General features: G+C 70.3%; 12 protein-coding genes and 3 pseudogenes. 8 read left to right on the top strand and 7 right to left on the bottom strand.

The genetic code is table 11. From position 1 onward, the window contains the following. Positions 1-225 precede the first annotated feature (225 nt). Genes OG609_RS00710 through OG609_RS00720 form a run of 3 tightly spaced genes read left to right on the top strand, consistent with a single transcriptional unit; the run spans position 226 to position 2,562 of the window. Positions 226-393, top strand: coding sequence for a hypothetical protein (locus OG609_RS00710; protein ID WP_327270933.1), 168 nt, complete (start codon positions 226-228; stop codon positions 391-393). Positions 394-395: 2 nt separating this feature from the next. Then, positions 396-1,397 (top strand): hypothetical protein, encoded by a 1,002-nt coding sequence (locus OG609_RS00715; RefSeq protein ID WP_327270934.1) that lies wholly within the window; start codon positions 396-398, stop codon positions 1,395-1,397. After that, positions 1,297-2,562: a hypothetical protein gene (locus OG609_RS00720; protein WP_327270935.1), complete on the top strand. Its 1,266-nt coding sequence runs from the start codon at positions 1,297-1,299 to the stop codon at positions 2,560-2,562. The genes OG609_RS00715 and OG609_RS00720 overlap by 101 nt, the downstream gene beginning before the upstream one ends. A 157-nt stretch (positions 2,563-2,719) precedes the next feature. Here the strand turns inward: OG609_RS00720 and OG609_RS00725 are convergent, their stop codons facing one another. The 3 genes and pseudogenes from OG609_RS00725 to OG609_RS00735 form a co-directional block, all read right to left on the bottom strand. Beyond that, a complete protein-coding gene (locus tag OG609_RS00725) occupies positions 2,720-4,930 on the bottom strand; it encodes a WD40 repeat domain-containing protein (protein ID WP_327270936.1) in 2,211 nt (736 codons plus the stop codon). 22 nt (positions 4,931-4,952) lie between these two features. Then, positions 4,953-6,662: an outer membrane protein assembly factor BamB family protein gene (locus OG609_RS00730; protein ID WP_327270937.1), complete on the bottom strand. Its 1,710-nt coding sequence runs from the start codon at positions 6,660-6,662 to the stop codon at positions 4,953-4,955. Between the two features lie 1,037 nt (positions 6,663-7,699). Continuing rightward, positions 7,700-7,969 (bottom strand): annotated as a pseudogene (locus OG609_RS00735) (AAA family ATPase); the annotation flags it as partial. 307 nt (positions 7,970-8,276) lie between these two features. Here OG609_RS00735 and OG609_RS00740 point away from each other — a divergent pair. Continuing rightward, positions 8,277-9,497 (top strand): cysteine desulfurase-like protein, encoded by a 1,221-nt coding sequence (locus OG609_RS00740; RefSeq protein ID WP_327270938.1) that lies wholly within the window; start codon positions 8,277-8,279, stop codon positions 9,495-9,497. 198 nt (positions 9,498-9,695) lie between these two features. Here the strand turns inward: OG609_RS00740 and OG609_RS00745 are convergent, their stop codons facing one another. The 3 genes from OG609_RS00745 to OG609_RS00755 all read right to left on the bottom strand — a co-directional run bounded on the left by OG609_RS00745 (position 9,696) and on the right by OG609_RS00755 (position 13,236). Beyond that, positions 9,696-9,878, bottom strand: a complete 183-nt coding sequence (locus OG609_RS00745; protein WP_327270939.1) for a DUF6480 family protein — start codon at positions 9,876-9,878, stop codon at positions 9,696-9,698. A 215-nt stretch (positions 9,879-10,093) separates the two neighbouring features. Beyond that, positions 10,094-12,214, bottom strand: a complete 2,121-nt coding sequence (locus OG609_RS00750; RefSeq protein ID WP_327270940.1) for a PQQ-dependent sugar dehydrogenase — start codon at positions 12,212-12,214, stop codon at positions 10,094-10,096. A 59-nt stretch (positions 12,215-12,273) separates the two neighbouring features. After that, complete coding sequence (locus OG609_RS00755; RefSeq protein ID WP_327270941.1) at positions 12,274-13,236, bottom strand: hypothetical protein; 963 nt, start codon at positions 13,234-13,236, stop codon at positions 12,274-12,276. A gap of 642 nt (positions 13,237-13,878) precedes the next feature. On the opposite strand from OG609_RS00755, the gene OG609_RS00760 reads away from it, so the two are divergent. Next, complete coding sequence (locus OG609_RS00760) at positions 13,879-14,499, top strand: TetR/AcrR family transcriptional regulator (protein ID WP_327270942.1); 621 nt, start codon at positions 13,879-13,881, stop codon at positions 14,497-14,499. Positions 14,500-14,556: 57 nt separating this feature from the next. Here the strand turns inward: OG609_RS00760 and OG609_RS00765 are convergent. Further along, a pseudogene (locus OG609_RS00765) lies at positions 14,557-15,200 on the bottom strand (YbfB/YjiJ family MFS transporter); the annotation flags it as partial. A 244-nt stretch (positions 15,201-15,444) separates the two neighbouring features. On the opposite strand from OG609_RS00765, the pseudogene OG609_RS00770 reads away from it, so the two are divergent. The 3 genes and pseudogenes from OG609_RS00770 to OG609_RS00780 form a co-directional block, all read left to right on the top strand. Beyond that, positions 15,445-15,918, top strand: a pseudogene (locus OG609_RS00770) (LysR family transcriptional regulator); the annotation flags it as partial. Between the two features lie 219 nt (positions 15,919-16,137). Next, positions 16,138-16,851, top strand: a complete 714-nt coding sequence (locus OG609_RS00775; protein WP_327270943.1) for an SDR family NAD(P)-dependent oxidoreductase — start codon at positions 16,138-16,140, stop codon at positions 16,849-16,851. A gap of 598 nt (positions 16,852-17,449) precedes the next feature. Next, a complete protein-coding gene (locus OG609_RS00780; protein ID WP_327270944.1) occupies positions 17,450-17,821 on the top strand; it encodes a YybH family protein in 372 nt (123 codons plus the stop codon). Positions 17,822-18,503: the final 682 nt, after the last annotated feature.

Here is an 18,503-nt window from a genome sequence, read left to right on the forward strand (position 1 = left end):
GCCTGGTGATCCACAGAGCTCCGAAACAATTTGGTCTCCACCTGAGCGCGAGCTCCCTCCGCGCCGACCTCTTCGCCCATGCCGAACAGCCCGTAGCCCGCGTTGTTGACGACTCATCGAGAAGTAGTCGTACGCCCTGCGGACAGCCGCGAAGCCGGCCTCGCGGCCTGTGACGTCCGAGGCGACTGGCAAAACCGCGTCGTCGTACAGGAGCGCGACCAGGGCATGAACAGCCTCGCTCTGCTCGAACTGGTGGAAACCCTCCAAGGCCGCCTGTCGATCGTTGTGCCGGATGAGGTCACCGCCCGTATCCGTACGGTCGCAGACTTGCAGGATGCGGTGGCCCGCCTGGTGGCTGCCGCGCTTTCATCCGCGCCGACCCCAAGGACCTGATCGTGAGCGAACGCGTCATCGCCCCCCTGAACCGCGGTTTCCTCTTCCTCGACTCCCACCCGGCCGGCTGCCGCAAGACGGTGGCCGACATGTGGCAGGCCGTCCCCGCCAGGCAGCCCGGCGGGGACGGTCCGGTGGCACTTGTCATCGGTTCGTCCGCCGGGTACGGGCTTGCCGCCACGATCGCCGGGCTCGCCCGCGCCGGGATCCGCGGCATCGGGGTCTGTTTCGAGAAGGCACCCGGCCGACGCACCGGCACGGCCGGCTGGTATCGCACCGCGGCCACCGCCGAGCTGGCCCGTAAGCACGGCCGGGACATGGTCTTCCTCAACGGCGACGCGTTCTCCGATGCGATGAAGCATCAGGTCGCCGACCTCGTCAAGCAGCGGTACGGGCGGCTGGACTACCTGATCTATTCGGTGGCCGCCCCGCGGCGCACCGACCCGGACACCGGCGTCACCTACTCCTCCGTCCTCAAGCCGATCGGCGAGCCCTACCGGACCAAAACCCTGAACTTGGATGCCTCCGGCACTCCGGAGGTCACGGAGGTGGAAACCGCCCCAGCAGCGGGCGACGACATCGAGCAGACCACCGCGGTGATGGGCGGCACGGACTGGGAGCGATGGATCGACCACCTGGCCGGACGGGACCTGCTCGCCGACGGGTTCACCACCGCCGCGCTCTCCTACATCGGCTCGCCTCTGACCGCGGGCATCTACCGGCAGGGCACCATCGGCGCGGCCAAGACCCATCTCGAGGCCACCGCCCGCACGCCGGGGCCAGAAGGCGTGGGCTCCCTGCGCGGGGCCCTCGCTGGCGATCGACGTCCACGGCGACCTGCTGGTCGGCGACAACGGCCCGCTCCGCCAGGTGCACACGTACGGCAACCTGTCCGGGACGCCCGTGCAGACGCGAAGCCTGGGCCTCGCCGGCGGTATCGGGGCGGGGACGCCGGGCCGCAACATCGCCGACAAGTTCTTCGGCATCACCGGGGTCGGCGGTGACTCGGCGGGCAACGTCTACGTCGCCATGTGCGAGTTCGGGTCATGGATCCGCAAGTTCGACCCGCTGGGAAACCTGGTCTGGCAGCTCCAGGGGAGCGCCTTCGTCGACGCCGCCGACTTCGACCCGCAGTCCGACGGGCTGGACGTCTACACCAAGCAGTGCCATTACCGTCTCGACGTCACGAAGCCACCGGGGCGCGATGTGGCCTGGCGCGGCTACTCCCTCGACTCCGTCAAGTACCCCCAGGACGCACGCCTGTTCCTGACCGGCCACCAGCACCATGCCGCGTCTCCGTCGCTGCTGCGCAAGAACGGCTCCCTGTACATGTACGTCACCGGCATGTACTGCTCGCACCTGCTCATCTACCGCTTCGAGGGCGAGATCGCCAAGCCGTCCGGGGCGTTCTTCAAACAGCACTGGACCGGCGACGACCCCACGTGGCCCCCGTACCAGCCGGCCCAGGGCCAATGGATCTGGCGCGACCTGAGCGGGAACGGGGCGTTCGAGGCCGGCGAATACCTCCAGCCGGGCACCGGCCAGAACTCCCCGGGCAACTGCTGGGTCTGGTTCGTCGACACCAATGGCGACGTCTGGGAGGGCGGGGACCGCAACCTGCGCCGCTATCCCCTGCAGGGCTTCGACGCCCAGGGCAACCCGATCTACGACTACGCCAGCATGGTGACGATCCCCCTGCCCGCGCCGTTCACCACCGTCCGCCGCCTGCACTACGACGTGGACGGCGACGTCATGTATATGTCCGGGTACACGCCCACCGCGCCGTTCGACAACGCCTACTGGAAAGAGTGCGGCAAGGTCCTGGCGCGCTACGACCGTTGGAGCACCGGCAACCGTACGGCGACCTGGACCATGCTCCTCCCCTGGGACACCACGTCGACGCCGGTCGTGACGATGGTGGGCCTCGCGTGGGCAGGCGTCTTCACGGTCGGTGTCCAGACCCGCGGCCAGGTCTGGGTCTGGAGAGCCAGTGACGGAAGCGCCGTCGGCAGCTGGCTCCCCGGCAGCAACGTCGGCGGAGTGACCCGGACCGGGTGGGTCGACATCCCCTACGGCATCTCCGCAGTCCGGCGCTCCACCGGGGAGTACCTGGTCAACGTCGAGGACGATCTCTTCAACAAGGTGCTGCTCTACCGCTGGGTCCCCTGAGCGTGAGAAAAGGTCATCGAAGCGCGCGGCATGGGCTTCCAGCGGCCCCGGAGCGGGCGGACACGGCAGACGCTTGGTCATCACGGCCCCCGGACAGTGGGCGAAGCACCCACTGTCCGGCCAACTACCGCCGCGAACCGCAGTCGACAAACCACCCCTAGTAGGGAGCGTCCGAGAGATCTGCCTGGGGCAGCAGGGCCAGTTCGCCGGCGAAGCCGACCAGCAGTGCGCCGCCGTCGACGGGGGTCACGCTGTGTACCCGGTAGGGGAAGCGCAGGGCGCGGCGAATGCGGGTGTGGGTGTGCAGGTCCCAGGCACGCACGGTGGCGTCGTCGCCGCCGGTGACGGCGACGGTCCGGTCGTCGAGTGTGGTGACGGCCAGGTCGGCGATCCGGCGGCGGTGGCCGTACAGGGGCTCGCCGCGCTCCCGGCACGTCGTGAGGTCCCAGACTCTAGGGTGGGGGTCGTACCCGGCGGTGGTGACGGCGACGGGCGTACCGTCCACGACGGCCGTCGCGACACGCTCCACCGCGCGGGTGTGGCCGCGCAGCGGCCGGCCGAGCGAGGCGCGGTCGGCCGGGTCCCAGATCCGGACGGTGCGGTCGGCGTGGCCGGTGACCAGGGTGGTGCGGCCGTCGACCGAGATGGCTCCGACCGCTCGTACGCCCAGGTCGTCACCGGTGGCCAGGGGCGGTCCGGTCTCCCGCCGTGCGGCCAGGTCCCAGATCCGGACGGTTCCGGTCCGGGTGCCCACCAGGACGAGGGTCCGACCGTCGGCGATGACCGTGGCGAGGGCGGCCGGCTCGGTGTCCCGGCAGTCGAGCGGGGCCCCGAACGTCTCGCGGGTCTCCAGGTCGGCGATCCGCACGAGCCCGTCCCGGCCCGCCGTGAGCAGCAGGGTGCGCCCGTCCACGACGGCCGTGGCCATGCCCCCGGCCAGGACCGTGTCGGTGTGGCCGGGCAGGGACCGGGTGGTGCGCGGACGCGCGAGGTCCCAGAGTTCTACCGTCCCGTCGTACCGGCCTGTGGCCACGATCCGGCGGTCGCCCACGGTCGCCGCGGTCAGGGACGCGGTCTCCCGGCCCGGGCCGTCGACGGTGTCGCCGCCGTGGCGGTGTTCGGTGAGGTGCCACGTGCGCAACAGGCCGTCGGAAGCCCGGGCGACCACGACGGGCCGCGCGTCCGAAGTGGTGACCGCCACCCCGCGCACCGGCTGGTCGTGGCCGGTGAAGGCGTCGGCGAGCTGCGCGCCGGTGAGCAGGTCCCACACCCGGAGGGTGTTGTCCCAGCCTCCGGTGATGACGAGGGTGCGGCCGTCCACGCGGGCGGTGGTGACCGCGTGGACGCGGTGGCCGTGGCCGGTGAGCGGGGCGCCGAGCTGCTCGCCGGTGGCCAGGTCCCAGACGCGGGCCGTGTGGTCCTCACTCGCGGTGACGACCAGGGCCCGGCCGTCCACGTGGGTGGTGGCCACGGCCAGGACCGGCGCGGAGTGGCCGGTCAGCGGCCGGCTGGCCGGACGACCGCTGAGCAGGTCGCGGACCAGGACGTGATGGTCGTGCTCCCCCGCGGTGACGGAGACCGGGCGGCCGGCCACGCGCGCCGTCGCAACGGCGCTCACCCAGCCCTGGTGTCCCCCGGCGGGCTCGGCGACGTCCCGGCCGGTGGCCGGGTCCCAGACCCGGACCAGCCCGTCCCAGCCGCCGCCGACCAGGAGCGTCCGGCCGTCCGCCCGCGCGGTCGACACCGTGGTGAGGCGGCCATGGGCCACGGCGAACGGCTCACCCACCGGCTCGCCGGTGCTCAGGTCCCAGGCCCGTACGGTGTCGTCGGGCCCCTGCTGGTCGGTGTTCCAGTGCCGGTCGCGCGCCTCGTGGCCGCTAAGGACGAGTACCCGCCCGCCCGCCTCGACCGACCCCACCACCCTGGCGTTCTGCGGGGCCTTGAACAGGTCCGTCGACGTCCCGTCGAGGACGTCCAGGGCCCGTACCTCGCCGAACGGGCCGGCGTCCACGGCGACCAGCCGCCCGTTCCGCACGGCGAGCACCGCGTGCACGCCATCGCAGCGCATCACCCGCACGGTCCGTTCGTCGGCCAGCCGTCCTGTCGCCCAGCTCACCCGCCAGGGCGCGGTCGGCTCCCCCGGCGGTGCGGCCGAGGCGAACCGTGCGCTCAGGTCGGGCCACCCGAAGCGGGCCGCCTCCAGGGACAGCAGCTGGGCCCGGCCCACGCCGTCGGCCCCGCTGAGCCGCCGGGCCACCGAGCGGTACACGGTCGCCGTGCGGCGCTCGCACTCGCCGACGGGCGGCGGTGCCGTACTCAGTACATCGCCCGGATCGGCGCCGACCAGGAAGACCATGTCGGTCCACATCACCCGCGCACCCTCCGTCCGCTCAAACCCGCAGGTTGCGCCGCGCCCGGGCGGGCTTGCGACCTGTCTCGGCGTCCACCGCGAGGACGGTGCCCGCGTGCGTGCCGACGTAGACGACTCCGTCGGCGTAGACGGGGCCGGTGCCGCGGCCATCCAGCGCGTGCCGCCACAGGACCACGCCGGCGCTCAGGCTGATCTTGAACAGGCCACGCCCGTACTTGGTGCTGACGATCCACCCGGACGAGCCGCAGATCGCCGGGGACGAGGCGCCGTAACGGTTCGGCAGGTGCCAGAGGAGTCCGCCGTCGTTGCCGTCCACCGCGTACACGCCGCCGTGGCTGTCGCCGATGAAGACCAGGCCCTCGGTCAGCGCCGGGGTGTTGTCGACCACGCCGGCCGCCTGTGCGCCCCACAGCTGCTCACCGGTGGCGGCATCGTAGGCGTACAGCTGGCCGGCGCCGGTGCCCGCGCAGACCATGCCGTGCGCAACGCTCGGGGTACAGCAGCTCAACTGGCTCGCGGTGGAGCCCTGGTGCCACAGCTCCTCACCGCTCACCGCGTCGAAGGCGGTCAACTGGGCCCGCGCTCCCTGCACGTAGACCCGGCCGTCGGCGACCGCCGCTGCGGCGGCCGACCCGTCGGGCAACCGCCGCTCCCAGCGCTCCTCGCCCGTCACCGCGTCCAGCACGCGGATGCGGGAGGCATCGCGCAGTAGGTTGGCCGGGTGGTGGACGACGTAGAGCAGGCCGTCGGCGACCACCGGCGCGCCCGAGTGGCCCACCCGCTGCCGCCAGCGCTCCTGCCCGTCCGCGGCGCCGACCGCGTGCAGTACACCGGACTCGCCTACGACGTACACCGTCCCGTCGGCGACTGCCGGCGTCTCTTTCAGGGCACCGACCACGTCGAGAGACCAACGCGCCGCGCCCGTCGCCGCGTCCAGCGCGTAGCAGCGGCCGTCGGAGCAGTTGACGTACACGGTGCCCGCGCAGACGACCGGCGCGGCGACGACCGCGTCCGGCAGCCGCACACTCCACGCCTCGAAGCCGGACGGCAGCGTCCCCTTCGGATAGACGCCGGTGTGGGCCGGGCCACCGCGGACCATGGCGGACGGTCCGCTGCCGGGCCCGGGCGCCGACTGCGCTCCGGGGGAGGGAACGGCGTCCGATACGTCCCCACGAACGGCGTCCGCCCTCTCACCCTCGGCATTGCCGGGAACCTTCTCCGCCCCCGCACGGCCGTCGCCAGGGACCGCGTCCACCGCCTCGCCCCACAACCCCGGGTCCATCACCTCCACCAGGTCGACCAGCGAGCGCAGTTCGGTCAGGATCGCGTGGGCGTCGTCCTTCCCCCGGCGCGGGCCCGAAGGCTCCGCGTAGAAGAGGTAGCCGCCGTCCACCTGCCACTCCAGCCAGCGGCGGTCGTCGGCGAACTCGCGCACGGCCGGGGTGAGCAGCCGCGCCGCCGTCTCCGGGTCCACGCACTCCACGACGTGGACGGCGTCGTAGGCCGGGTCGCCGATCTCGTACAGATGGCGGTCCGGGCGCTCGACGACGAGCCGCTTCAGCAGCGGAACGATCGTGTCCACGACCAGCGAGTGCCGGCTCACCGCGACCAGCGGCAGCACGGCCGGCAGTTGGACGAGGTACACGGTGCGGGCGGTGGAGGGGTCGTTGGTGACACAGTCGAAGACGCTGAACCAATGGCCGTCCAGGGTGCCGCTCACGGCGTCCACGGCCATCGCCTTCTCGGCATCGACGCCGAGCGGCCCCGCGCACAGCTGCAGGCGTTCGGGGTGCCAGTCCGTGTACGTCCACCCGCGTTGGCTCGTTAGGCGACGCCGTGCTGCACTGCGGTCCCGCTGATCTCTTTTCCTCGACATTCCCCACCCCTCTATCTGACCGAGGAGCATATCCCGGCCCCAACTCCCCTCGTAGCAAGGGCATCAGGCCTCGGCCGGGGCTAGCTGGGCCCGAAGAGCGGTACTCAAGACAACGAACAGCCCGCACGTGCGGGGGCCGTCCGGCACCGAGGGCGGCCCCGGCCGCGTTCCCCAGGGCGGGCGGCGCTGGCCCACTGCCTGCCACAGCCGAGATGATCTCGAATTCACCCACGGCGCGGCAGAAGTCCTGCCCGGTTGCCGTCGGCTGGCAGCAGGCCGGCAGGCCGTACCCGGCCGCAGCGTTCATGGAGTAGTTGAGACCGTCCGGAGATCCAATGGATGAACATCTGTCGTGGATGCACGGGTGCGATCTCCCTCCCGAAGGCGAGGCCCAGAAAGGAACGGAGAAATCGGGCCGGCGCCGCCGGTCAGACCGCCCCGATGCCGACGTGCTACTCGGTGGCCGGCACCGAACGGCGGCCGCTGCCCGGCTCGTACGTGTGGATACGAGCCCAGGATGTCCACCCGGATCAGCCGCCCGGTCACCGGGTCCCAGGTGGGGCGTCAGCCGCGTGCGTCCCGACCGGGCCGGGCGGCGAGCTCGCGGCTGCGCCGACGGCCGGCCGCATCGGATCGTCGTGCAGTACGTGGTGCTCGAACCCCGATGCCCTGGCCGGCCCAGCACGGTCGGGAAAGGGGTCGTCGATGTCCCGGTCGGACTCGCGGGCGAGCCGACCGGGGACGTGTCCGGTGCAGTCTGCCAGGTGCCGGCCGAACGCGCCCTGGCATCACCGCTCCCTGGTAGCGGCCGAACCAAGCCACGGTCGGGCAAATGCAGCCGACGCCCCTTCCGTTTCGCCGGCTTCGGGCCCGCGCCGTGCCCCCTTCACCCCTGCCGGGGACAGATGCCAAATCCGCTCAATGGCCGAGTCGGTCAGCACCGCGCCAGGTGCCCCGCTTGCGAACAGACGCCCTTCCTGGAGCATCAGGACATGCCCCACCCCCCTGGCCGCTTCCAGGTCGTGCGTCGCCTGGACGACGGTGCCCCCTTCCGCCGCTACCTCGTCGAGGACATCGGCGATCAGGCGCTGAGCCGTCGCATCGAGGCCGGTGGTGGGCTCATCGAGCAGCAGCAGATCGGCCTCCTGTGCCAGCCCCTGTCTCCGCACGCTCGACCCCACCGGTGCGGTGGTCACCCGGCTGGAGCCCCAGGTGCTGGGGGTGCGGCAGTCGCAGCTCCTGCCTGCCCCGGCCCGACACCACCTCGCCCGACCGAACCGGCCTGGGCTGACACCACCCGGCACGGTCACGGCTCCACTCAGTGACCCGACCCGCCGTGCCCGGATCCGGCGCGGCCTTGGTCGGTGGCGAGCCCGTCGCGCCCGCATACGGCAGCCCCGCGCTCGGCAGTGCTCCCGGTCTCCGTACTGTGACGCCCACATCGTCCTCTCGCCTCCAGGAGTACGCATGACCTTCGACGTCAACGCAGTCCGTGCCCGGATCCCCGCCCTCAAGGCCGGCTCCGCCCGCTTTGACGCCCCCGGCGGCACCCAGACACCGCAACCGGTGATCGACGCCATCGCGGACGTGCTGGCCAACCCGCTCGCCAACCGGGGGCTCACCACCGAGGGTGAGCGCAACGCGGAGGCGGTCGTGACCCGCGCCCGCCGAGCGCTGGCCGACCTGCTGGGCGCCAATCCCCGGGGCATCGTGTTCGGCCGCAGCTCCACCCAGCTCGCCTACGACCTGTCCCGCACCGTGTCGAAGAGCTGGGGCCCTGGCGACGAGGTGGTCGTCAGTCGCCTCGACCACGACTCCAACATCCGGCCCTGGATCCAGGCGGCCGAGGCCGTGGGCGCCACGGTCCGATGGGCGGAGTTCGACCCGGTCACGGGTGAGCTGACGGCCGATGACATCGCCGCCGTGCTCTCCGCGCGCACCCGTCTGGTCGCCGTCACCGCGGCGTCCAACCTCATCGGCACCCGCCCCGACATTCCCGCCTTCGCCGACCTGGTGCACCGGGCAGGGGCCCTGCTGCATGTCGACGCCGTGCATTACGCCTCGCACGCCGCCGTCGACCTGCCCGGTCTCGGCGCCGACTTCCTGGTCTGCTCGCCGTACAAATTCCTCGGTCCGCATCTGGGCGTGCTGGCGAGCCGTCCCGAACTGCTGGAGACGCTGCGGCCGGACAAATTGCTGCCCTCCTCCGACGCCGTTCCCGAGCGCTTCGAACTGGGCACTCTGCCGTACGAACTCCTGGCCGGGGCCGGTGCGGCAGTGGACTTCCTCGCCTCACTGGCTCCCGGGGCCGACGGCACCCGGCGGGAAAGGCTGCTCGCCGCCTTCATGGCGATCGAGGCCCATGAGGACGCCCTGCGGGCCCGCATCGAACAGGGACTGGCCGGCCTCGGGGGCATCACCGTGCATTCCCGGGCCACACACCGCACGCCCACCCTGTTGCTGACCCTGGCCGGCCGCAGCGCCACCGCCGCCTCGCAGTACTTGGCGGAGCGGGGCGTCGATGCCCCGGCCGGGTCCTTCTACGCACTGGAGGCATCCCGCCGGCTCGGACTCGGCGCCGAAGGCGGACTGCGGATCGGTCTGGCCCCCTACAACAACGACGAGGACGTAGACCGTCTGCTGGAGGCCCTAGCCGGCTTCCTCGGCACCACGCCCGCCGTTGACTGACCGGGCCACGCCCGTGGAGACCGGCTCTCTCCGTATCCGGCCGGTGCGGGCCCTGAGTGCCCGCACCGGCCCCGCCCGCGCACTGCTGCCGGGACCGGCGCTCCGCCCGGGCCGCACTCCACCCGGCCTGGAACCACCGGCCCGTCCTCCAGAAGATTCCAAGCGCATGCCCGGGTCACCGGCCAACGCTGGGGAAGGTCATCCGTAGCCGAAGATCCGCGCGATGAAGAATGCGGCAAAGATGACCGATCCCAACAGAACGAGTCCTGCCCATAGGGCGGGGTGTTCCCAAATTCCTCCGTCCGCGCGTTCCTGGTGGGCTTCACTGATGGAGCCCTCGGCAGGTGGTGTCTCCCCTGGGGGATTCAGTGTTATATCCACACGATTATTCTCTCTCGGCCGCATCCCGTTCGCATCGCGCACAGGGTTGCGGTCCTCCTTCCACGAGCGCCCGAGGGCAAAGCTCCGTATCGGCGGTCACCGCGTCGGCCCAGCTGGCATCACGGGACCTATCGCCGCGTCGGGTTCGCTGAACGGATACGGATGTGGGGGCGGTGCGGGAGCGGGCCGACGTCCTCGGCCCGCTCCCGGCAAGGTCAGTCGTCGGCCGGAGTGCCTGTCACCTTCAGGTGACGGACGCGGCCCACGTTGTCGAAGGATCCGAAGCCCACCCGGCCCGAGGCGAAGACCGGGTCGGTCGCCGTGATCAGCGGATTGCGGCTGCCGTCCAGGTAGACGGCGGTCTCACCGGTGTCGGCGCAATGGGTGAGGCGCACCTTGTGCCATCCGTCGTCCCTGATCGCCGGAGGTGCGCCGAGGGTTCCGTTCCACTGGTCGTCGATGCGCAGCCGGTCGGCGTCGTTGACTGTGAACAAACCGTTGTGCGGGTAGATGGTGTTGTCGCTCGACAAGTGCGCGTACTGGAACCGGGTGTCCGACTGATAGTCCCAGATGAGAATGACGTCACGGTTGGTGATCTCGACGGGGGTATCGATCCGCACCTCCGCCTCGACGGTGACGGAGGAGTAGCGCGGACCAGCGGCCAGGACGGCGTACTCGAAGGGGCGGCGCGGTCCCGGGCGGGCGACGCCCGGCTCGGTCATGATCGTCTCCCGTGTGGTGTACGCCCACTTGGCCGGGGTGACCGGCGCCCACTTGTCGGGCCCGGTGGTGTGGGTGGTGGGGGTGTTGCCGATCTCGCAGTCGGCGAAGGTGCGTGTCCCGGTCACCTTCCAGACCTTGCCGTTGGCCTTCGAGACGATGTACAGGCCGCCGCTGCGGTCGGAGCCGAAGCGCAGGTCGACACGCTGGTCACCGGCGAGGTCGCGCATGGTGACCGTCTTCCCGGTGGACTTGTCGAAGAGCATCAGTTGCTCAAGCGGTGCCAGGCCGGCGCCGCGGTGCATGTCGCGGGTGTCCGCGGCCAGGATCCGGCCGTCCACGAGGTCGCCGAAGATGTACTTTCCGCGCAGCGCCGGCGCATCCTTGCCGCGGTAGACAAAGCCTCCGGCGATAGCGCGGCCCACATCGGACCGGCAGTTCCAGTCGGGTCCCGGGTCGTGGTCGTAGGCGGCGACCGGATAGGCGTAGCCGTACTGGGCGTCGTCGGCGGGCAGGGGAAGGATGCGGGCGCACGGGTCGGTGGCCTTCTTGTCGAATACGAAGGGGCCCTCGCGCTCGCTCCAGCCGAAGTTGTCACCGGCTTTGACCTCGTACACCGACTCGATGGCGTGTTCGCCTATGTGGCCGAGATACATGCGGTGGCTGCCGCCTGCGTCCCAGCTGAAGCGGTGCGGGTCCCGCATGCCTATGGCGTAGATCTCCCCGAGTGAACCGGGGACACCGACGAATGGGTTGGAAGCGGGGATGCCGTACCGGCCGTTGGCGCTGTCACGGCCCGCGGGGTCGATCCGCAGAAGTTTGCCGTGCGGGAGCGTCAGGTTCTGCGGCTCGCTGTTACCGACGCCCTGCCCTCCGTCGCCCACCGCGAGGTAGAGGAGGCCGTAGTCCTCGTCGTGAGGCTTTCCTGTCGGGTTGAAGTCGATCTGCTGAATGCCGTGGACCTGGCCGGTGAAGCCGATACGTAGCACCTCGCGATGGGTGCCGTGGAAGACGGCCGCGGAGGGGTCGTCGGCGGTCCACTCAGTGATGATGCCGTGATAGGTGAGCGTGCCGGCCTGCCGGTAATCGGGAGTCTCGGTGGCCTGCGAGGCGAGCTCGGTATGAATGGTGTAGAAGCGCCCGTTCGCTCCGAACTCCGGGTGGAATGCGGCGTAACCGAGGCCCTGGCCGAGGCCGCGGCCCGAGAAGAAGTGCGGGAATGCCGCCTTGACGTCCAGGTAGGGGTGCGGGGTGCCCCCGGAGGTGCGCGTCGCGGCTCCGGGATCGGTGAGGTACAGCGTGCCGTTGAGGTCGGGGGTCGCCATCCGGCCGGAGCCGTCGGGGAGTTCATTGATGGTGTTGATCCGGGCGTGACGCATCAGGCGCGGATCCGTCGGCGCCGGGACGGGCTCAGACTTGGGGAACTGCGCGAACTCCTGCAGGACGAGACCCGTCCTTGACTGGACGGGCTTCTGCGGAATGGGGTCGGTCAGGGCGGCTGTCGTGGCCGCGGCGGGCTCATCGGCGTGGGAAGGCGCGGCGAGGCCGCCCAGGGCGAGGGCTGCGCTGACGGCCAGGGCCGCCCAGTTCCTTCGATACGTACGTCGTGACGCCATGCGGGTCCCTTCGGGCTGGCGTGACAAGTAGGGAAAGGACGATCCAGGGGTGCGAAGGGTCAGTGGCCCCGCGTCATGCGCTGGTACTCCGCCGCCACCGCTCCGGCCGGCACCGGGCGGTCCAGGAACAGGAGGTCGTCCATGCGGCAGTCGCAGGCGTTGTTCTCCCAGGTGTTCTGGGGGAAGCTGCCGCCGATCTTGATGCCGCGGGGATCGGTGGGGGAGGCACGGTGGGGCGCCGGCGTGGTGGCGAGTTCCCAGGGGTCGCCCGGCGTGACGTAGAAGCCGTCCAGGGGCTTGCCGTCGCGGTAGAGGGCGAGAGTGCCGTCGCGGAAGTCGAACGTCGCGGCCAGGTGGACCCATTCACCGCGGGGCAGCAGTTCTTCCCAGGGGGCGTCGGCGGCGAAGGTCTGGGAGGCGCCGCTGTCCAGGCGTCTCCCCAGCGCGACCAGCTTCAACTCGCCGTTGACCTGGATGAGTTCGAGAAGCGCGCGCACCGCGTGACCATCGGAGGTTCCGGACAGTACGCCGGCCAGCCCGATCGCGTTGTAGCGGTCGCTCGGGTCGGCCGTGTTGGAGTTGAGGGCGGGATTGTCGCCCGTCATCTTGAACCAGCCCATGACGGTGGCGCCCCGGGCACTGCGGAAGGCGCCGAGGGACGACATGCCCTCGGCGTCCCAGGCGCCGGCCTTCCAGTCGTCGTTGCCCGCCGTGGCCGGGTTCTGCTGACGTACCTGCAGGGCGGGCGAAGCGCCCGGGTACGCCTCGTCGGCCACGCGCATCGCGGAACCGCCGTTGATCAGGCTGAGCGTGGTTCCGGAGCGTCCGATGTCCTGCTCGCGACCGGGGTCGGCGGGATCCGGGTGCCCGAAGTCGTACGCCGCCACGGCTTGGGCTCGCAGCGGAGTGTGGAGGGTTGAGGGGCGGGCCGCCTGGGCCGGAATCGTGGCGGCGGCGAGCGAGGCGGTCGCGGCGAGCGCGGCGACGGCGAGTGAGTAGCGTCTGGTGCGGGGCGGTGTCATACAGCCTCCCAGCGGCAGCGAAGGGGCAGCAAAGGGGCAGTCGACCGGGGTCTCCTGGTCGACAGAAAGCGCTTTCGTTCGCGGGCAGGGACCATGTAACTCCCTCGCGACGACCCTGACAATGGGCGTGTACTCGCCAATTTTGTGAGGGCCCTTCGGCGGCAGCGCGGGCCCCTTGCTGACGAGAATGCAGCCCGCGAGCGGCCTATCGAGGCACAGATGCCAAGCAGCTCACGGCGGTTTACGGGCGACCGGCCCCGAGTCCGGGCGGGTACGGCGGGTGGGTGCAGCGGTCTGGAGGGTGACCTCGCAGGCGCCGGGTCCACCCGCCGAGCGGCATCGCCCCGGCCGCAAGTCATCACTGGAACCGTCAGTTGATGTGGAAAGCGCATACAGATCGGCATATCGCGCCATGCAGGTCCGAGGCATCCGGCAGGGCGTCCGGGTATACGTCATCGTCGGTAATGACGAGATCAACGACCTGAGCCGCTGCAAGACGGAGCCTCTCCTCAGCGGTCATGAACAGAGGTATCCACAGGCCCAGGCGCGACACGCGATCGGTGCCACTCGACCGTGGTCCAGCGAAAACGGGCTAGCCGACCGGTCTAGTAAACAGTGGTTGACCAGTCGTACACTCGCGGCATGGGACGGACCAGTGACGCCAAAGAGAAGATCATCAGCGCCGCGCAATCGCTCATCGAGTTGCGCGGATACTCCTCTTTGGGCGTGGCCGAGATCTGCAAGACGGCCGGTGTGCCCAAGGGCAGCTTCTACTACTTCTTCGAGTCCAAGGAAGTTCTCGCTCTGGCCGTTATCGACGAGCACTGGGCCGGCCAGAAGCGGGAATGGACAAGCATCCTGAACAGCGACGGAGAACCACTACACCGGCTGAGGCAGCTTTTCGAGGTGACGGAGTCCGGCCAGCGCGCCGGCCAGCAGAGCCGCGGCACCGTCTCGGGGTGCCTGTTCGGGAACCTCACCCTGGAGATGAGCAACCAGACCGAGGCCGTCCGCATCCGACTGCAGGACATCTTCGACGCACAGGTCGAGATGGTCGACTCGGTCATCACCGAGGCTCTTGAACGCCGAGAGGTCACCGTGACGGACACCCGGGAAGCAGCGCGGTCCGTCGTCGCCCAGCTTGAGGGCCAGGTCCTGTTCGCCAAGCTCTACAACAACACCCACCACCTCAGCCCTCTGTGGGCGAACTGCCTGGCCCTGCTCGGTGCTCGCGCACCGCAGGTGGCTTCGACCGGCATCTGATGCCCGCCCGGCGCGGCGGGCAGTAGAAGGGGCTGGACGGCAGGCGCCAACGGAGCGTCAGACCACGGGTGGACGGGGGCGATCGTTCCGAACCGGAGCGGTTTCTGCCAGTGCGGGCTGCCGTCCAGAGACGGTACTGCGCATGACGGTCATGTGGTGCGGGAAGCCGATCCGAAGGAAGGCGGCGGCAACGGCGGCGGCGGCGAGGACCACGAGGGCTGCCAGGATCAGGGCCTGGTGGTAACCGTGACGGAGCAGTGGGGCGACTCCCAAGGGGCCGAGGATCTGGCCGACGGAGTATCAGGTGGTCGGCAGGGCGACCGAGCGGGGGAACCGCAGGTGGGCTCCTGCAGCCAGGGCGATGGTGCTGACGCCGAGGAACGTCGCACCGAACAGGAGCGCGGAAATCAGGGCGGCTGCGACTCCGTCGATCAGCGCGGGCAGGGCGATGCCGACAGCCTGGATGACGAGTGCTGCGCAGAGCAGGCCGGGGCGGGACCAGCGTCGGCCCAGCCAGGCCCACAGGGCCGAGGACGGTACGGCCACAAGCCCGACCAGCACCCAGGCGCCGCTGCCTGCCCGCCCGGGGAGCTCTGCTCGATCGCGGCGACCAGGAACGTGCCGGCGACGATGTAGCCGATGCCCTTGAGGGTGTAACTGGCGATCAAGGCGGTGAACCAGCGGTGCGTGCGCGGACGCTGCGGGGTGGGACGTCTGGACCGCCCAGGCCGGACCCGGTGACCGGGCCAGTGATGTTCTCGGTGCCGTCCGGGCCGCCGCCTCGGTGACCTTCACGCAGCCGCCTGCCGGCCGGTCCGAAGTCAGGTGATACCAGGGCGGCAACTCGGTGGCGGTGCCGCCGAGCCGGTCCACGCCGCCCTCGGGGGTCAGGAGTGCGACCGGGGCGCGGGCCAGCAGGCGGCGGCCGGTGTGGTCGAGGTGATCCGCAGCGGCCTCCGGGCCCGGCTGATCGGCGCCGACCGGCTCTACGCCGTCGCCACCCGCGACGACACCAGCGACGTACTCGCCCAGGACACCGTCGTCCTCCTTGACGACGACACGACCTCCTGGTCGTCCTGGAACGTCTACGCGGAACAAGTGGCCCACCACACCGGGGCCCGCGTGGTACGCGTCTCCGACGGCGGCATCGCCGGCCCGGCCTTCTTCGACCACGTCCGTCGCAGCAGTCGCCCGGTCATCAACTCGCCCAAGGGCCAATCCACTCCGCTGCCGCCCGACCTGGTTCAGCGCCCGGTCGTGGCGCCGCAGGTCTACTGGACCTGGTCCCTGGTCTGGTGCGCCGGCGAAGTCCGCGCCACGGTCCTGGCCGTCGTCGACGCCCTCTGCGACGGCGTCGGTGACTTCGGCATCCATGCCCCGGGCGCCCGGTTGCCCGACGGCGACCCGGACCGGCACTAGGCAACCCCGCTCCCCCACCGGACGAGGCCGGGGAATCACTCCGCCGACGCCTGCTGACGTGGGCTGGGAGGTTACGCCTACCAGCTATGAGTAAGCCGGTCCTGGAATCGACTCTGTTGATCTTTGACTTCGTCCCGTCCGGCACGTAGCTTCCACATAGGCGACCGGTCGGCTAGTGCCGGTCGACGAATCCTCAACCTCATTTCGGAGAAGGTCATCATGAGCTCTCATGGCCAGAAGGTCGCAGTCATCACCGGCGCGTCGCAGGGCATCGGCGCCGGTCTGGTCAATGCCTACCGGCAGCTCGGATACGCCGTCGTCGCCACCTCGCGCACGATCGCCCCCGCCGACGACGCCGACATCGTGACCGTGCAGGGCGACATCGCCGACCCCACCACCGCCGAACACGTGATCGCGGCGGGCGTCGAGCGGTTCGGCCGTATCGACACTCTGGTCAACAACGCGGGACTCTTCGTCGCCAAGCCCTTCACCGACTACACCCAGGACGAGTTCGCCTCCGTGACCGGCGTGAACCTGACCGGGTTCTTCCGCATCACCCAGCTGGCCATCCCGTACATGCTCGCCCAGGGCGGCGGCCACATCGTCAACATCACCACCAGCCTGGTCGACAACGCCGACTCCAACGTCCCCTCCGTGCTGGCCTCGCTGACCAAGGGCGGCCTGCAGTCCGCCACCAAGTCCCTCGCCATCGAGTACGCCACCCGTGGCATCCGCACCAACGCCGTCTCCCCGGGGACCATCAAGACCCCCATGCACCCCGACGAGACCCACCAGGCCCTCGCCGCCCTGCACCCGGTCGGCCGGATGGGCGAGGTGAGCGACATCGTCGACGCGGTGATCTACCTGGAGAACGCCCCGTTCGTCACCGGCGAGATTCTCCACGTCGACGGCGGTATGAGCGCCGGCCACTGACCTTGATACTCGTACGTGGGGTCCGGTGGTCGTGACTCTGCCACTGACTGACACCGCGGGCAGCAGACGGGGACCATCACCGAGGACGGCTGCGCCGAAGTCGCCTGCGCGTGGGCCGACGGACTCGTGCGCATCCCCGGCGGCCTGACCGCCATCGAAGCCGCGCCGCTGCAGTGCGCGGACCTGACGGCTTTCATGCCCTTCATCAGGTGGCCACACGAGACGGCGCCCTGGTGGCCATGCGGGGGCATCTGCGGGCTGGGCCACCTGGCCCTGCCATACGCCCACACAATCGGCCACGGTGTCGTCGCCATCGCCCTCGTCTCCGAGGAGGAGCAGCTTGCCGAGGAGACAGGTGCCCCCGAATGCATCGACAGCGCGGCCAGGACCCGGCCGCGACGCTGGGCGACCTGGTGCCGCATCGGTCATCGTCGGCACCGGCTCCTCGATGAGCCCGCCTCCGCATCCGATGCCGGAGAAAGACCGACCGCAGTGCGGCCGTCCCGGGCCGGGATTGTGTGCCGACTGGCGGCCGCCATCGTGACCCGCCCGGCCCAGCAGTTGTGCACCCCGATTCCACTCGACAGGAGAAACCCTGATGAACAGCACGACAGACGGCAAAGCGATCCTGCACGGCGTCCTCGACCGGTGGAAAGCAGCCGTTGACGGGCACGAGCCGCAGCAGGTCGCCTCCTGCTTCACCGAGGACGCAATTTTCCAGGGACTGCGCCCCTACAGCGTCGGGAGGCAGGGCATCGCCGACTACTACGATTCCCAGCCCCTCGGGATGACAGCCGCGTATCGGATTCTCGAAACCAGGCAGCCCGCCGACGACTTCGTGCTCGGCTACCTGAGCGTCGACTTCTCGTTCACCGACCGGCCCACACTGGGTGTCAAGCTCGTTGTACTGGTAGAGCGCGCGGAGGACGGCTGGTACATCAGCCACTACCAGGTCTCCCGCCTCGATTAGCCACGTCCGACCTCTCAGGCAGAGGCTCCACAGATGCTTACGGCGAACCGGTAGTGCGCAAGCACATCGTCGGGTGAACCATGCGCCTCATCGAAATCCTCGGATGGCACCGTGCCTGTCCGTGTTGCGAACTCCGCGGACCGGTGGCCGCTTGGGGCGGCAGACCTCGACGACCTGCTCGCCGGCGGTCACCAGTAAGCGGTGAGTCCCGCGCCGTGGCTGCCGGTCCCTTCGACAGCCCAGCAGCGGCGGCCAGGCACGGGCCGGCAAGCGAAGCCCAGCCGCCGCCGGTAGCTGCGGGTGTGATCGGACCGAGGTGTCGTATCAGCTGTTGCCCGAACACTGGGGGCTGCGGACGCGGCCACGAGGCAGTCGCCGCTGCGGTGTCATGAGCCTTGGACGAGGTCGCGTCCGAGCGGCCTGAGGTAGTAGCGGTCCCCCGGAGGGCCAACCGTCGTTCCCGTCGGCTGCTTGAATCCATGGGGATGCGAGTGGTCGACAACTTCATGGAATGGGACGCAGAGAAGGTTATGCACTCCGTTGACCCCGCAGGTCTGCCCGCCCGGCATCGACCTGGCCGGTAACCGCTTCAGCGGCCGATGACGGCCAGATGGCTTGTGCTCGCCGGCCGCCCTGGTCAGTCTCTGTTGGTTGTCGGCGTATATGTGAACGTTCACGTGTA

Origin of the sequence: Streptomyces sp. NBC_01224, from assembly GCF_036002945.1 — a bacterium.
Lineage (GTDB): Bacteria > Actinomycetota > Actinomycetes > Streptomycetales > Streptomycetaceae > Streptomyces.

What these genes read in the sequence shown, in the direction of transcription:
- OG609_RS00710 (WP_327270933.1), top strand. Translation starts at nt 226, where the DNA reads ATGAACAGCCTCGCTCTGCTCGAACTGGTGGAAACCCTCCAAGGCCGC.
- OG609_RS00725 (WP_327270936.1), bottom strand. Translation starts at nt 4,930, where the DNA reads ATGTGGACCGACATGGTCTTCCTGGTCGGCGCCGATCCGGGCGATGTA.
- OG609_RS00740 (WP_327270938.1), top strand. Translation starts at nt 8,277, where the DNA reads ATGACCTTCGACGTCAACGCAGTCCGTGCCCGGATCCCCGCCCTCAAG.
- OG609_RS00750 (WP_327270940.1), bottom strand. Translation starts at nt 12,214, where the DNA reads ATGGCGTCACGACGTACGTATCGAAGGAACTGGGCGGCCCTGGCCGTC.
- OG609_RS00755 (WP_327270941.1), bottom strand. Translation starts at nt 13,236, where the DNA reads ATGACACCGCCCCGCACCAGACGCTACTCACTCGCCGTCGCCGCGCTC.
- OG609_RS00760 (WP_327270942.1), top strand. Translation starts at nt 13,879, where the DNA reads ATGGGACGGACCAGTGACGCCAAAGAGAAGATCATCAGCGCCGCGCAA.
- OG609_RS00775 (WP_327270943.1), top strand. Translation starts at nt 16,138, where the DNA reads ATGAGCTCTCATGGCCAGAAGGTCGCAGTCATCACCGGCGCGTCGCAG.
- OG609_RS00780 (WP_327270944.1), top strand. Translation starts at nt 17,450, where the DNA reads ATGAACAGCACGACAGACGGCAAAGCGATCCTGCACGGCGTCCTCGAC.